The organism is Streptomyces aurantiogriseus (assembly GCF_014649375.1).
Classification (GTDB): Bacteria; Actinomycetota; Actinomycetes; order Streptomycetales; family Streptomycetaceae; genus Streptomyces; species Streptomyces aurantiogriseus.
The window spans coordinates 234,170-248,900 of record NZ_BMSX01000011.1; the positions used below are offsets into that span (position 1 = coordinate 234,170).

General features: G+C 69.3%; 12 protein-coding genes. 7 read left to right on the plus strand and 5 right to left on the minus strand.

Features of this window, described 5'->3' with window-relative positions; translation table 11 throughout:
* Positions 1–4: 4 nt before the first annotated feature.
* The 4 genes from IE263_RS23820 to IE263_RS23835 are packed head-to-tail and all read right to left on the minus strand — an operon-like array spanning position 5 to position 5,061.
* Positions 5–1,789: an Ig domain-containing protein gene (locus tag IE263_RS23820; RefSeq protein ID WP_189939765.1), complete on the minus strand. Its 1,785-nt coding sequence runs from the start codon at positions 1,787–1,789 to the stop codon at positions 5–7.
* Between the two features lie 58 nt (positions 1,790–1,847).
* The gene (locus IE263_RS23825) at positions 1,848–2,720 is read right to left on the minus strand and encodes a carbohydrate ABC transporter permease (RefSeq protein WP_189939766.1); all 873 of its coding nucleotides are present in this window, start codon (positions 2,718–2,720) and stop codon (positions 1,848–1,850) included.
* Positions 2,717–3,715 carry a carbohydrate ABC transporter permease gene (locus tag IE263_RS23830; RefSeq protein WP_189939767.1) on the minus strand — a complete coding sequence of 333 codons (999 nt, stop codon included), beginning with the start codon at positions 3,713–3,715 and terminating at the stop codon, positions 2,717–2,719. The genes IE263_RS23825 and IE263_RS23830 overlap by 4 nt, the downstream gene beginning before the upstream one ends.
* A complete protein-coding gene (locus IE263_RS23835; protein WP_189939768.1) occupies positions 3,712–5,061 on the minus strand; it encodes an extracellular solute-binding protein in 1,350 nt (449 codons plus the stop codon). The genes IE263_RS23830 and IE263_RS23835 overlap by 4 nt, the downstream gene beginning before the upstream one ends.
* A 584-nt stretch (positions 5,062–5,645) precedes the next feature.
* On the opposite strand from IE263_RS23835, the gene IE263_RS23840 reads away from it, so the two are divergent.
* From IE263_RS23840 to IE263_RS23870, 7 genes are all read left to right on the plus strand, one after another.
* Positions 5,646–6,659: a hydroxyacid dehydrogenase gene (locus IE263_RS23840; RefSeq protein ID WP_189939769.1), complete on the plus strand. Its 1,014-nt coding sequence runs from the start codon at positions 5,646–5,648 to the stop codon at positions 6,657–6,659.
* A gap of 141 nt (positions 6,660–6,800) precedes the next feature.
* Positions 6,801–7,898, plus strand: coding sequence for a LacI family DNA-binding transcriptional regulator (locus IE263_RS23845; protein WP_189939770.1), 1,098 nt, complete (start codon positions 6,801–6,803; stop codon positions 7,896–7,898).
* A gap of 394 nt (positions 7,899–8,292) precedes the next feature.
* Positions 8,293–9,630, plus strand: coding sequence for an ABC transporter substrate-binding protein (locus IE263_RS23850; RefSeq protein WP_189939771.1), 1,338 nt, complete (start codon positions 8,293–8,295; stop codon positions 9,628–9,630).
* Between the two features lie 10 nt (positions 9,631–9,640).
* The gene (locus tag IE263_RS23855) at positions 9,641–10,525 is read left to right on the plus strand and encodes a carbohydrate ABC transporter permease (protein WP_189939772.1); all 885 of its coding nucleotides are present in this window, start codon (positions 9,641–9,643) and stop codon (positions 10,523–10,525) included.
* Positions 10,525–11,439, plus strand: coding sequence for a carbohydrate ABC transporter permease (locus IE263_RS23860; protein ID WP_189939773.1), 915 nt, complete (start codon positions 10,525–10,527; stop codon positions 11,437–11,439). Before IE263_RS23855 ends, IE263_RS23860 begins: the two co-directional genes overlap by 1 nt.
* 95 nt (positions 11,440–11,534) lie before the next feature.
* A complete protein-coding gene (locus IE263_RS23865) occupies positions 11,535–13,187 on the plus strand; it encodes a glycoside hydrolase family 43 protein (RefSeq protein WP_189939864.1) in 1,653 nt (550 codons plus the stop codon).
* Positions 13,188–13,381: 194 nt separating this feature from the next.
* Positions 13,382–14,425 (plus strand): LacI family DNA-binding transcriptional regulator, encoded by a 1,044-nt coding sequence (locus IE263_RS23870; protein WP_189939774.1) that lies wholly within the window; start codon positions 13,382–13,384, stop codon positions 14,423–14,425.
* A gap of 176 nt (positions 14,426–14,601) precedes the next feature.
* Here IE263_RS23870 and IE263_RS49545 read toward each other — a convergent pair whose 3' ends face one another.
* Positions 14,602–14,724 (minus strand): hypothetical protein, encoded by a 123-nt coding sequence (locus tag IE263_RS49545; protein ID WP_268256055.1) that lies wholly within the window; start codon positions 14,722–14,724, stop codon positions 14,602–14,604.
* Positions 14,725–14,731: the final 7 nt, after the last annotated feature.

Here is a 14,731-nt window from a genome sequence, read left to right on the forward strand (position 1 = left end):
CGCGTCACGCGTGCTGGACGGTGAGCGTGAGGGTCTGCGTCGCGGTGCCCACGCTGTTGGTGGCCGAGACGGTGACCGGGAAGGCGCCGACGTTGTCCCGCATGGTCCCGGAGATCAGACCGGTGGCGGTGTCGATCTCCAGCCCCTTCGGCAGCCCCTCGGCGTTGAACGACGTCGGCAGCTCGCCGGCGGTGATCAGGTGGTTGAAGACCTGGTTCTTGGTCCCCGTGGCCTGGTCCGGGCTGGTGATCTCGGGCGCCTTGGCGGACGTGGCCTCGGTGGAGTTCAGGAACCGCATGTTCAGCACGTGCTCGTTGGCGTACGCCGGCATCATGTCCGTGAACTTGTACCAGCCGGGCTTCTTCATCCCGTTGCCGATGAACTTGCCGTTGATGACGAGGTTCTGGAACGTCACGTTCTTGATGGCGTGGTCCGCGTCGTAGCCGACCATGACGGCCGGGTTGGCGTGCGTCCCGGTGTAGGTCAGGTTCCGGATGTACACCCCGTCGATACCCCGCCCGACGGAGGTGTTGTACGACTTGTTGAACATGACCCGCATGTTGATCAGCTGACCCCAGCGGAAGTCCTCCACCCGGATGTCCTGGGCGCGGACGTTGCGCAGCAGGTTGCTGTCGCCGGGGTTGAGCGCGATGCAGCCCTGGTAGTCCATCTGCGGTTCGCGGTGGTCGAGGATGTCGATGTTGCTGAAGACGAGGTTCTCGATGGTCTCCGGCTTGTCGGTGTTGCCGTGCGTGCCGACGTTGACGGGGTGCGCGACGTCCGCCCAGAGGGTGGAGTTGCGGACGGTGATGTTGCGGCAGTCGCCGTAGTACTCCCAGCGGTGGGCGTAGATCGCGATGCAGTCGTCGGAGTTGCGCATCCAGACGCCCTCGATGAGGACGTCCTCGCTGGAGAAGACGTCGATGCCGTCGCCCCACTGGCCGTGGCTGTAGGAGTGCAGGTTGCGGACGGTGACCTGCTGCGACTGGCCGACGGTGACCGAGTATCCGCTGCTCGGGTTGAGCACCAGGATGCCGTCGATCTCGATGTTCCTGGAGTACTGGAGCAGGACGCCGCTCGGCGAGTTGTACAGCACGCCGCGGCCGCGCAGGCGGGCGTTCTCGACGTTGACGAACTCCACCCGGGACGTCAGCACCGCACCGCCGGCCAGGTAGAGCGTCTTGCCGCTGGGCACCTTGACCACGTTGTCGGTGGTCCTGTGCAGGCCGGGGCCGAAGTAGATGACGTCCGGGTCGTCGGGGTCGGGCGCGTTCGACTCGATCGGGTTGGCGTGCAGCTGCAGGTTGTTGAAGATCTCGCCGTCGATCTCGATGGAGAGGTTGCGCGGCTCGGTGAGGGTGAAGCTCACGGTGGCGCCGTCCACCGTGAACTGGGTGCCGTAGGACAGCGGGCGGATCCGCGCGGAGCCGATGGCTCCCTTGGACGAGGTGACGGCGACCTCGACGGTGCCGTCGAAGTCGAACGTGGCGACGGAGGAGTTGAAGACCGGGCCGCTGCCCGTGTTCGCGTCGATCTGCTTCGCCCTGGCCCGGTAGACCGGCACCGTCTGCCAGGCGCCGCCCGGCGTACGGGCCTTGACGGTGAAGCTCGAGTTGGTCGGGACCCCGCTGGGGATGGGGTACACCACCAGCTTGTCGGGCGTTCCGGGCGTGTCGTCGGCTCTCGCGGTACCGGTCGCCGCGCCGATCAGTGAGTACGCGGCGGCGGTGGCACCGGCGGCCTGGAGGAGGGTGCGCCGGGACAGTCCGGTGCTCTGCGTGTCGTTCATGGAGAAGTTCCTTCAACAGGAGGAAGAGAGGAGAGATACGGGAGAGCTACGGGGAGGGTCACTTCAGACCGGAGGTGGACATCCCGGCGACGAAGCCGCGCTGGGCGATGAGGAAGATCAGCAGGATGGGGACCACGTACATCACGGAAGCGGCGGCCTGCAGCTCGGGGACGGGGGTGCCGGCCTCACTGACGTAGGTGGTCATCACGGCGACGGCGAGCGTGGTGCGGTCGGTGGACAGCAGCAGCTGCGGGGCGATGTAGTCGCCCCAGGTCCAGGTGAAGGCGATGATGAAGCTCGCGGACAGCACGGGCCAGGACTGCGGCAGGAAGATCCGCCAGAAGATCGACGTGTATCCGCAGCCGTCGACGATCGCGGCCTCCTCCAGCTCGCGCGGCATGCCCGCGAAGAACTGCCGGAAGAGGAAGACCAGATACGGCGCCGCGGACAAGCCCCACAGCACCCACGGCCAGTACGTGTCGACCATGCCGAGCTTGGCGAAGATCAGGTAGGTGGGCAGCAGGGTGACCATCTGGGGCAGCATCATCGAGCCGAGCAGGACACCGAACAGCACCTTCTTGCCGGGCGCGTCGAGGCGGGCGAAGCCGAAGCCGACCCAGGCCGAGCTGAGGGTGACGAGCGTGGCGTAGAGGAGGGCGATGACCAGGGAGTTGCGGGCGTAGCCGAGGAAGTCGATCTGGTTGAAGGCGTCGGCGAAGTTGTGCCACTGGAAGGCGTCGGGCAGCCAGTGCACCGGCGAGGCGGCCAGTTCGCCCTGGGTCTTCAGGCCGGAGAGGATCAGCCAGCCGAAGGGGCCGAGGAACAGCCCGGTGACGGAGACGAGGACCGTGTAGAGGACGAGGCGCCTGGCGCGCACCCGCACGCGCACGTCGGTCGTCGATGACTTGGGCGGCAGGGTCGTGGCGGTCACTTCTTCGCCTCCGGGTCGACGTTGTAGAACACCGCGCCGGACGTGAACCTGAAGATGAGTCCGGTCACGAGGAGGATCAGGACGAAGAGCACCCACAGCAGCGCGGAGGCGTAGCCGTAGCGGCCGAGCGCGAAGTACTGCGCGAACACGTGCATCATGTAGAGGTAGTTGGACTGCGGGACCGTGGTGATGCCGCTCGTGTCGCCGAGGGGGGCCAGCAGCAGCGGCATGATGGTCTGCACCGAGGCGATCATTCCGGTCACCGTCTGGAAGAGCAGGACGGGCGACAGCAGCGGCACGGTGATGCTGCGGAAGGTGCGCCAGGCGCTCGCCCCGTCGATACGGGCCGCCTCGTGGAGCTCCCGGGGTACGTCCTGGAGCCCGGCCAGCGAGATGATCATGACGTTTCCGGCGCCCCAGAGCACCGTCATCAGCAGCACGTAGCGGGCGTAGGGGTCGGCGAGCCAGCCCACGGCGTCGATACCGAAGACGGTCAGAACGCCGTTGGCGGCACCGGAGTTCTGGTCGAAGAGCAACTTGAAGGCGAGGCCCGCGCCCACCGGCGGCACCACGGCGGGCAGATAGAGCAGGGTGCGGAACAGGCCGCGCGCCTTGATCGGCCGGTTGACCAGGACGGCGAGGCCGAGTCCCGCGATGATCGACAGCGGCACCGAGGTCAGCGCGAACAGGCCCGCGCGGCCGAGGGCGTCCCAGGTGACCGGATCGTTCAGCAGTTCGCGGTAGTTGCCGAGTCCGACGTAGCGCCAGTTGGGCGAGATGCCGTCGAACGTGGTGAAGCTCAGCCACAGCGCGTACACCATCGGTGTGATGGTCAGCAGCAGGAACCCGATGATCCAGGGCGAGGTGAACAGGTAGAACGCCCGGTGTCTGCGCGCGGTCATGGAGATCCGTGGCCTGCCGGCGGCCGGTGCGGGTCCGGCGCTCGCGGCGGGCCGGGGCCGGTCCGCGACGGAGGAGATCTGGTCGACCGTCATCCCACTTGCTCCTTACCGCGCTTCAGTTGCTCGTTGATGGCCGAGTTCAGGCGCCCGGCGAGGGTGTCGACGGAGATCTGGCCGTTCATCGCGGCGGGGGCGATCTGGTTGAAGAGGGCGTCGAGCGCGTCTGCCCTGGTGTAGGGGGTGAAGGAGACCACCGAGAAGTGCTTCAGCTCGTTCTCCTGTACCTTCAGCACCCGCCTCTGGTAGTCCTCCTGGGTCGGCATCAGCGACCGCATCGACTTCAGGGTGGGGATGCCCCAGCCGCCGGAGGCGCGTGCCTTGGCCGGCTCCTCGCCGAAGAACCACTCGAAGATCCGCCATGCGGCGTCCTTGTTCTTCGCCCCGCGCGGCATCCACAGGCCGGTGCCGCCCTGGCAGGCGCTGATCCGTGGGCCGCCCGCGAAGACCGGGGCGGGTGCCAGGCGGGACACCTCCGCCAGCTTCTTGTCGGTGCCGATCATGCCGCCCATCCAGTAGCCGGAGTTCGACATGGCCATCCGCCCGGCCTGGTACGTGGGCCCGTCCCAGCCGTTGGGGTCGGGCTGGATGAGGCTCGGCCCGACTTTGGTCCTGCAGTAGTCGATGTACCAGGTCAGGGCTTTGCGGGCCTCGGGGGTGGTGAAGTCGACCCGGGAGAAGTCGTCGTTGAAGAGGCTCCCTCCGGCGGACGCCGTCATGGTCGCCAGAAGCGTGGCGCGGGTGAGGCCGCCGTAGCTGCCGCCGAAGACGGTGGTCTGGCCCTTCTTGCGCTGCACGAGGCGCTTGGCGGTGTCCAGCCACTCCTCGTACGTGGTGGGTTCGGTCTCCGGCGGATAGTCGGCTCCGCCCTTGTCGAAGGCCGCGGTGTTGTACCAGTACATGGAGTCCTGGGAGAAGTCCTTCGCCATGCCGTAGCGCGGACCCTTGCCCTGGGTGCGGCCGTCGTACCGCCACAGGTCGTTGACGGGGTCCAGGTCGGCCGGCTTGAGGATGCTGCTCCGGGCGAAGTAGGGGTCCAGTTCCTCGGCCACGTCCCGCGCGGCGAAGAACGGCGAGTCCACGGCACCGACGCCGCGCACCAGGTCGGGCGGGTTGCCGCTGGTGAGCATCGCGATCAGTTTGGTGATGTCGTACTTCACCAGGACGATCTTGATTCCGAGGTCCTTCTTGGCCTGTTGGACCTGTTCCGGGAGGATATCGCCGGAGTTGACCATCACAGTGACGGTCTCACCCGATCCGCTGACCCCCGTCGACACCGGCAGCGCACACCCGCCGAGCGACGCCGCACCGGCCACGGCACCACCGGCCGACAGGGCGAGGAAGCGGCGACGACTGGGGGGAGCACCGGCATGGGAGGGCATGGGGGCCTCGCCTTCTGGTCGGGAGTTCGGGAGCGGCGCGGAAAGCGCGGTGGGCGCGGCAAGCGCAGTAACAGGTAGCAACCGGTTGCTACGACTGGGTGGGGTGAGCTTCTTGCGCTCTCGGGGGCCCGTCAAGGGTCTGCGCAGACTTTCGAAAACTCTTTGTACGGGCCGACGGCACGCAGGCGCAGCTCACACGACCCGGCCCCGCCCTCCGCGACAACCGCTCTGACCTGGGACGATCAGCCGTGCGACGGCTCGGCTCCCCTAGGTCCGGCCGACCTGATCAGAAGTTGCCCCGCACTGGACGCGCCCCGCCGACGCCACATCGGCCGGTTGTCACGACCCTCCCGGTCGCCACCCATCGCCCGATGCGGGAAACAGGTTTCGCGCAGGCTCCGCCACTCCTGGACAGCTGCCTCCCCGTCACCCCAACAACGCCTTTGAAGTGGCCATTTGGCCGCCATCCCACCTCGAAATGTTTCCACCCGGGCATTCCATCCGACCGATTGACCACGCCTCCGGGCGAGACCTACGGTAGAAGACGCTTTCAGAAAATGTTTCCCACGCACCTCAGGAGAGTCATGCCCAGCGCCCAGCTGCCCAGGGCCGTGTTCGCCATGGATCCGGTGCACCTCCCCCTGCTGTTCCCCGCGCCGCTCCTGGCCCGGCTGCGGCGGACGGCCGACCTCGACCCGGCGCTCGTCGTACGGGACTTCGCCGACCCCGCCGCCGCCCCCGCACTGGCCGGCGCGGACGTCCTGATCACCGGCTGGGGCTGCCCCCGCCTGGGCGCGGACACCCTGGCCGCGGCACCCCGGCTGCGCACGGTCCTGCACGCGGCCGGCTCCGTCCGCTCCCTGATCGGCGAGCCCCTGTGGAGCCACGGGGTCACCGTCTCCAGCGCGGTCACCGGCAACGCCCTCCCCGTCGCGGAGTACACGCTCGCGATGATCCTGCTCGCCGGGAAGGACGCCTTCGCCCACCGCGAGCGCTTCCGCCGCACCCACGTCCACCCCACCCCCGCCGAGACCGCCGCCACCGGCAACCTCGGCCGCCGCGTCGGCGTCATCGGCGCCTCGCGCGTGGGCCGCCGCCTGCTGGAGCTGCTGCGGGCGTACGACTTCGAGGTCCTGCTGCACGACCCCTACGTCGACGCCGCCGAGGCCGCCGAACTCGGTGCCCAGCTGCTGTCCCTGGAGGACCTGTTGCGGCACAGCGACATCGTCAGCCTGCACGCGCCCGACATCCCCGAGACCCACCACATGCTCGACCGCGCCCGGCTCGCCCTGGTCCGCGACGGCGGCGTACTGATCAACACCTCGCGGGGCGCCCTGGTCGACCACGCCGCCCTCACCGACGAGCTGGTCTCCGGCCGGCTGCACGCGATCCTCGACGTCACCGAGCCCGAGCCGCTGCCCGCCGACTCCCCCCTCTACCGGCTCCCGAACGTCTTCCTCACCCCGCACATCGCGGGCTCCCTCGGCAACGAACTCGAGCGGCTCGGCCGCATCGTCGTCGAGGAACTGGAGCGCCTGGCCGGCGGCCTCCCCCTGGCCCACGAGGTGCGCCACGCGGACCTGGTCCGGGTGGCCTGATGCGGGCCCCCGCACCGTCCCCGGAGGTTGTCCACAGGCCACGCCACCTGGAGGAACGATGGGATACGGTTTCCGCACCGGCGCGGGACCGGGCCCCGGCCCGCCCGGTGAGCGGGGCACGACGGTGAAGGAGCCGCAGCGGTGAGTCAGCGCAAGGCGATCGGTGACGCCGGCCGGGCGACGATCCGGGACGTGGCGGAGCGCGCGGGCGTCTCCGTGGCGAGTGTCTCGCGCGTCCTGTCGGGCAACTACCCGGTCTCCGAGGAGCTGCGCCGCCGCGTGATGAAGGTGGTCCGCGACCTGGACTACGTCACCAACGCGCACGCCCGCTCCCTCGCCGGGGGCGGCACACCCACGGTGGCGATCCTCATCAACAACATCACCGGCGCCGCGTTCGCGCACGTGGCGAAGGGCGTCGAGGGCGCGGCCACCCTGCGCGGCTGGCTGTCCCTCGTCGGCACCACCGGCGACGACCCCGAGCGTGAACTCGCCCTGGTCAACCTGATGCGCCAGCAGGGCGTGGCCGCCGTCGTCCTGCTCGGCGGGGCCTACGACTTCGAGGAGTACCAGCTGCGCATGGCCCGCTTCGCGCGTTCCCTCGACGCGGCGGGCTCGCACCTCGTCCTGGTCGGCCGGCCACCGCTGGAGGGCGACGTCCCGGCCACCACGGTCGACTACGACAACGAGTCCGGCGCCTACGCCATGGCCAGCCACCTGCTGTCCGCGGGCCACCGCCGGGTGCTGGTCCTGCCCGGGCCCGCCGGACTCACCACGGCCCAGGGCCGGCTGAAGGGCGCCCGGCGGGCCTTCGAGGCGTACGGGGTGCCGTTCGACCCGGGCCTGGTGCGCCACGGTCCGTACGACGACGAGCACGGGTACGCGGCCGTCAAGGCGGCCCTGCACGACACGCCGGACTTCACCGCGGTGCTCGCCGGCACCGACGTCGTGGCGGCGGGCGCCATGCAGGCGCTGCGCGCGGAGGGCCTGCGGGTGCCGGACGATGTGTCGATCGTCGGTTACGACGACATTCCGCTCGCCTCCCAGCTCACGCCCCAGCTGACCACCGTGCACGTGCCGTACGAGGAGATGGGCCGTGTCGCCCTGCGCGCGGTGGCCGACCGGCGCGAGGGGACCGGCCCGGCAGGCCGGCGCAAGGGCGGCGGTGACGGCGAGCACCTGGTGCTGGGCACCCATGTCGTCGTACGGGACTCGGTGCGGCCGCCGAGGCGGCACACGTGAACACGGCGGTCGGCGACCGGCGGGCCTTAGGCGCGCCTACGCCGCCGGTGCTGCCGGCAGGCGCGCCGACGCCGCCGGTCCTGCTGCCGGCGCTCTGAACCCCGACTCTCCGACGATGCCGCTTTGACGATCAGTTTTCGTAACCGGTTTCCCACCAACTGACCTCCCTGTTCACAACTTTTTCCCGCACGCCTCTTGATATGGCCGAACCACTGGGCCTACGGTCCCAGCAACCGGTTACTACACCTTCCGCTTCGGCCGGACCCCCCGCACCGCGAGCCGCTGTCGCCATCGGCCGCCCAGGCCGCCGACGCCTCCCGGCCGCCGTTCCCGGCCGGTATCGAGCCGCCGTTCTCTCTTCCGAGACGCCTACTTTCCGAAGGATCACGGTCAGATGAACTCCACCAGCCCCCGGAGAAGGTTCGCCCGCGCCGCAGTGGCGGGCATCGCGCTGACAGGTCTGCTCTCCGCCTGCGGAGGTTCCGACTCCGGTGACTCCGGGTCCAAGTCCTCCGGTCCGGTCACCCTCGACTTCTGGGGCTGGGCCAACGGCCAGGAGGCCGTCGTCAAGGCGTTCAACGCCTCCCACAAGGACGTCCAGCTCAAGTACACGAAGGTCACCGACCAGCTGACCATGCAGAAGCAGCTGGCCAACGCGGTCAAGGCGGGCAACGCGCCCTGCCTGCTGCAGAACACCGCCGAGTACGTGACCAGCTGGGTCTCGCAGGACGCGCTCGCCGACATCACCCAGTACGTCGAGTCCAGCAAGGACAAGTTCAACGCCGGCTCCTGGGCGAGCGGCACCGTGCAGGGCAAGGTCTACGGCGTCCCCACCGCCTCGGCGCCCGCCTTCACCATCTACCGCACCGACGTCTTCTCGAAGTACGGTCTGCAGCCGCCCGCGACCTGGGACGACTTCATCGCCGCCGGCAAGGTGCTGAAGAAGCACAACATCAAGATCACCAACTACGCGGGTGAGGACCCGAGCACCCTGGAGGTGCTCGCCATGCAGGCGGGCGCCCACTGGTACACCATCGACGGCGACTCCTGGAAGGTGAACTTCCAGGACGAGGGCACCCTCAAGGCCGCGAAGGTGATCCAGGACATCATCGACAACGACCTGAACTCCAAGCTCTCCTTCGCGGACTACGCGGCCGTGCAGCGCAACTACGACAACGGCGGCACCGCGACCCGGCAGATCTCCACCTGGCAGATGTCCGGCATGGTGAACAACTTCACCAAGTCCTTCGGGCAGTGGGCCCTGTCGCCGTGGCCGACGTTCCAGGGCGAGGCGGCCAAGACGCCGGCCGGGACCAACCAGAGCGGCAACCTGACGCTGGTGGCCAAGGAGTGCAAGCACCAGAAGGAGGCCGCCGAAACGGCGCTGTGGATGTCGACCGACCCGGGTGCGGTCCAGACCATGGCCAGCCCGGACACCGGCAGCGGCGTGATGCCCGGACTGGCCGACACCAGCCCGTACATCGACAAGGCCATCTCCGAGAAGCTGCTCGGCAAGAACTACGAGCCGGCCAAGAAGGTCGTGACGGACAGCTTGGCCACCGTCACCACCGACTGGACCTTCGGCCCGAACTGGACCGCGATGTTCACGGAGCTGCAGAGCGGCTGGGGCAAGGTCGTCAACAAGCAGATGAAGATCACCGACCTCCTGGCCCACATGCAGGAGTGGACCGTCAACGACCTGAAGTCCCGCGGCATCAACGTCAAGGGCTGAGGCAGCGCAGATGATCCGCTCCCAGCGCTGGAAGGGTGCCGCGTTCACGGTGCCCTTCCAGCTCGGCTTCGTGTTCCTCTACCTGCTGCCGATCGGCTACGCCGTCTACCAGTCGCTGTTTCTGGAGCAGCGGTCCGGGCTGGGCCTGGGCGGGGCGACGGAGAAGTTCGTCGGCCTGGACAACTACCAGCAGGGCCTGACCGACTCGGCGTTCCTCGGCTCCGTCCTGCGGGTGTTCCTGTTCGCCTGCGTCCAGATCCCGTTGATGCTTGGGATCAGCCTGGTGCTCGCCCTGTTCCTGGACGCGGTCACCGCACGGGCGGCCGGCCGCTTCCGGATCCTGCTGCTGGTCCCGTACATGATCCCCGGGGTGGTCGCCGCCATCGTCTGGGTCAACCTGTACAGCCCGCTCGTGGGGCCGCTGACGCCCCTGGGCGAGTTCTTCGGGTTCCAGTGGGACTTCTTCGCGCCCTCGATGGTGTGGCCGTCCATCGGCAACCTGCTCACCTGGCACGGCATCGGCTACAACATGGTGATCATCTACGCGGCCCTGCAGGGTGTGCCCCGCGAGCTGTTCGAGGCGGCGCGGCTGGACGGTGCCTCCGAGGTGCGGATCGCGCTGAGCATCAAGATCCCGCACGTCCGCGGGGCCCTGGTGCTGACCGGTCTGCTCTCCATCATCCAGATGCTGCAGATCTTCAACGAGCCCGCGCTGTTCCGGAACGTCACCCCCCAGACGGTGACCGACAGCTTCACCCCGATCATGATCATCTACAACCAGGCGTTCAGCGCCAACAACTACCACTACGCCGCGACCCTGTCGGTGCTGCTCGCCCTCATCCTCGGTGTCGCCTCCTTCCTCTTCTACCGGCTGACTTCGAGGGAGGTCGACTGATGACACTCACCGAAAACCGGGCCGAGAAGTCCCCGGCGCCGGTCGTCCGCCGCCGTACGCGCCCGGACCCGTCCGCGCGCTCGCGCGGCGGCCAGCGCTTCCTCCTCGTCGGGCTGACCCTGGCCAGCGCCTACAGCCTGTTCCCGGTGTGGTGGCTGATCGTCGCCGCCACCAAGGACCGCGTCGCGTTGTACCAGACGAACGGCATGTGGTTCTCCGGCTGGCACCTGTGGGACAACCTGCACCAGGTGTTCACCTACGACGACGGCATCTTCCTGCGCTGGACCGCCAACTCCTTCCTGTACGCGGGAGTCGGCTCGCTCGGCGGTACCCTCGTCGCCCTCGCCACGGGCTACGGGCTGGCCCGCTTCGACTTCCCCGGGCGCAACGTGGTGTTCGCGTGCGTCGTGGGCTCCTTCCTGATCCCCATCGCCCTGCTGACCCTGCCGCTGTACCTGATGTTCTCGGAGATCGGTCTGGTCGACACCCCCTGGGCGATGCTCATCCCCTGCCTGATCAATCCGTTCAGCGTGTACCTGGCCAAGGTCTACACCGAGTCCACGATCCCCTTCGAGCTGCTGGAGGCGGCCCGTATCGACGGCGCCGGAGAGCTGCGCATCTTCTTCAGCATCGTGCTGCGCATGATGACCACCGGTGGCGCCACGGTGTTCCTGCTCGCCTTCGTCAACACCTGGAACGCCTTCTTCCTCCCGCTGACCGTGCTGCGCGGCGAAGAGAACTGGACGCTCAACCTGGGGCTGTACAACTGGACCGGCAAAAAGATGGAGTCCGGTGTCGACGTGACCAGCCTGGTGCTCACCGGCGCGCTGCTGTCCATCGTGCCGATGGCGATCATGATGGTCGCGATGCGCCGTTACTGGCGGACGGGGGTCACGCTGGGGGCGCTCAAGTGACGACCGGAGACACCCGACCGAATACAGGAGACACCGGACGGTATACGGGCAACACCCGACGGGATACGGGAGACATCCGACGAGATACGGGAGACATCCGACCGGCTCCGGGCGACACCCGACGGGCCGCCGACGCCACCAGCCCGACCACCGCACACAACCCCGTCATCCGCGGCTTCGCTCCCGACCCCTCCCTGATCCGCGCCGGCGACTGGTACTACATAGCAACCAGCTCCTTCGAGTGGTTCCCCACCATCCCCGTCCACCGCTCCCGGGATCTCGCCCACTGGGAGTACGCGGGCCACGTCCAAGGCGCCGCCCCCGGTGGAACGCTGGCCGGCGTCCCCGACTCGGGCGGCATCTGGGCGCCCTCCCTGAGCTGGGACGGCGAGCGCTTCTGGGTGGTCTACGCGGTCGTACGATCCGTCGGCACGCCGTACTTCGACCTCGACACGTACATCAGTACCGCCCCCGACGTGGCCGGCCCCTGGACGGAGCCGCGCCGCGTGCCGAGTCACGGCTTCGACCCCGCTCTCTTCCACGAGGACGGCCGGCTCTGGCTGCTCAACCTCCAGAACGACCATCGTCCCGGCGGACAGCGCTTCGCGGGGATCGTCCTGACGGAACTGGACCGCGGCACCCTCGCCCCGCGCGGCGACACGCAGCTGCTCCTCCAGCACGAACGTCTCATCGAGGGACCGAAGTTGATCAGGCGGGAGGGCTGGTACCACCTCGTTCTCGCCGAGGGCGGAACCGGTTTCGAGCACGGTGTCCGTACGGCCCGCAGCCGTCGGCTCACCGGCCCGTACGAGCTCGACGACCGCCCGCTGCTCACCTCCCGGGACGACCCGAAGCTGCCGTTGCAGAAGGCGGGGCACGCGGAGCTGGTGGAGACGCCGGGCGGTGAGTGGTTCCTGAGCCATCTCACGGCCCGCCCGCTCGACACCCCGCACGGCCCCCGCTGCACCCTCGGCCGCGAGACCGCGATCCAGGCGGTCACCTGGGACGCGGACGGCAAGCCCCGTCTACGGCAAGGCGGTTGGCACCCGGCGGTGGAGGTCGACGTACCGGCGAGCCCTCACGCCCATCAACCGGCGGCCCCACAAGCGCCGTTGGGGTGGCCCTGGAGCACGCTGCGGGAACCGCCGGACCCCTCCTGGGCGGACGTCACCTCCCGCCCGGGCTGGATCCGGCTCCGCGGCCGGCACGGGCCGGAGTCCCGCTGGGCGCAGAGCCTGCTGGCGCAGCGCCTCACGGAACACAGAGCAACAGCCCAAGTCACCTTGGAGGCAGGCCCGTCCACCTTCACGCAAGCCGCCGGACTCGTCCTCCGCTATGACGCGGAGGCGTACCTCTCCCTCGATCTGACCTGGGCGGAGCCCGAGGGGGAGCCGCAGCGCGGGCAGCAGTGGCGCGGGGACGGCCAGGCCGGCGGCGGCCGGACCGTGCTCAGTGTGCTGGAGCGCGACGAGACGGGCGCGCGGCAGGCGGCGGTCGTGGAGGTCGACGCGAGCGTGCCGCTCACCCTGGGGGTGACCGTCGACGGGGTCGAAGCCCGCTTCTGGTACGTGCGCGACGGGGTGCGCACCCCGGTGGGTCCTGCGCTGGACTGCGGCCGGCTCTCCGACGATCACGCCGATCGCCTCCGTTTCACCGGCACCCTGGTCGGCATCCATGCCCGGGACCTGGTCGACGCGTCGTTCACCGCCGACTTCCGCGACTTCAGCCTCACGTGCACGCCCTGCTGAGCTGCGCCCGGGCCGATCAGGACTGCGCAGGCCTGCACGGCCGCGGGATCCGGCCACTCCCGGTGTCTTCACGTCACGCTGAGGCACACCTAGGATAGCAAGCGCTTTCTGCGAGCCGTCGGTCAGGGTCGGCTCCGAAAGGGCGGTGGTCGAACTTTCGCTGGCCCTCGGGCGGGCCGGAGAGGTGGTTCCCGATGGTCCGCACGGCAAGTGCGAGCGTGACGGCCGGACCGACCCTGGCGGTCGTGGCCCGTGAGGCGGGGGTGTCGGTGCCGACGGCCTCCAAGGTGGTCAACGGCCGTGAGGACGTGGCCCCGGAGACCCGCCGCCGGGTCACGGAGGCGCTGGACCGGCTGGGTTACGTCCGCAGACCGCGCTTCGACGCGGCGAAGCCGACCCGGCTGGTCGATCTCGTCGTGCACTCGCTCGAGAGTTCCTGGTCGGGGGCGGTGCTGCACGGCGTGGAGGAGGCGGCGCACGACGCGGGCCTGGACGTCGTGGTCTCGGCCGCTCTGTCCCGCACCCGGGTGGGCCGCCCGCAGCGCGGCTGGCTGGACAAGCTGACCGCCCGCGGTTCGGCCGGAGTGCTGTTCAACCTGGCCGAGTTGACGGAGTCCCAGTACCTCTGGCTGGAGCAGCACCGCATCCCGTTCGTGATGATCGACCCGGTGGTCGAGCCGCCGTCGGGCGTGGTGTCGGTGGGCGCGGCGAACTGGCAGGGCGGGGTGACGGCGACCGAGCACCTGCTGGCCCTCGGTCACGAGCGGATCGCGGTGATCGCCGGCCCGCGCCGCAAGATGTGCAGCAACGCCCGGGTCGCCGGCTACCGTTCGGCCCTGGCCTCGGCGGGCGTCGGCCACCGCCCCGAGTACATCCGCCACGGCGGCTTCGACGAGTCCGTCGCCCACCACCGCATGCGCGAACTCCTCGACCTGCCCGAGCCCCCGACAGCCGTGTTCGTCTGCTCCGACCGTATGGCCCTCGGCGTCTACGAGGCCCTGGCGGAACGGGGGTTGAGCGTCCCGCACGACATCAGCGTCGTCGGTTTCGACGACCTCCCCGAGTCCCGCTGGACCACCCCGGCCCTGACCACCGTCCGCCAGCCGCTGGCCGAGATGGCGGCGACGGCTCTGCGGCTGCTGGTGCGGATGATGGACGGGGAGCGGCCGGAGGGGACGCGGACCGAGCTGTCGACGCGGTTGGTGGAGCGGGCGAGCACGGGTGCGCCCAAGCAGTGACGCGCGAGGCCCTCCTCGTGAGGCGGCCGTGCGCCGACAGCGCCGGGCCGACGCGGACCATCAGGCATGAGGACCATCAGGCATGAGGACCATCAGGCATCCGGAGAGACCGGCGGACAACGCGATGACCGTCTCGAGGTCATGCCGGACAGGATGCCCGAGGCGCCGGCCGTGGCTCATCCCCGCGTACGCTCCGGAACCGACCGCAGCCGTGCGATGTTCCCCTCCAGCAGCCGGGTGGCGGTGCGCACGCCGACGCCGCCGCTGTCGTCCACCTCCGGCAGCCGGCCGTCCGTCACGACGTGT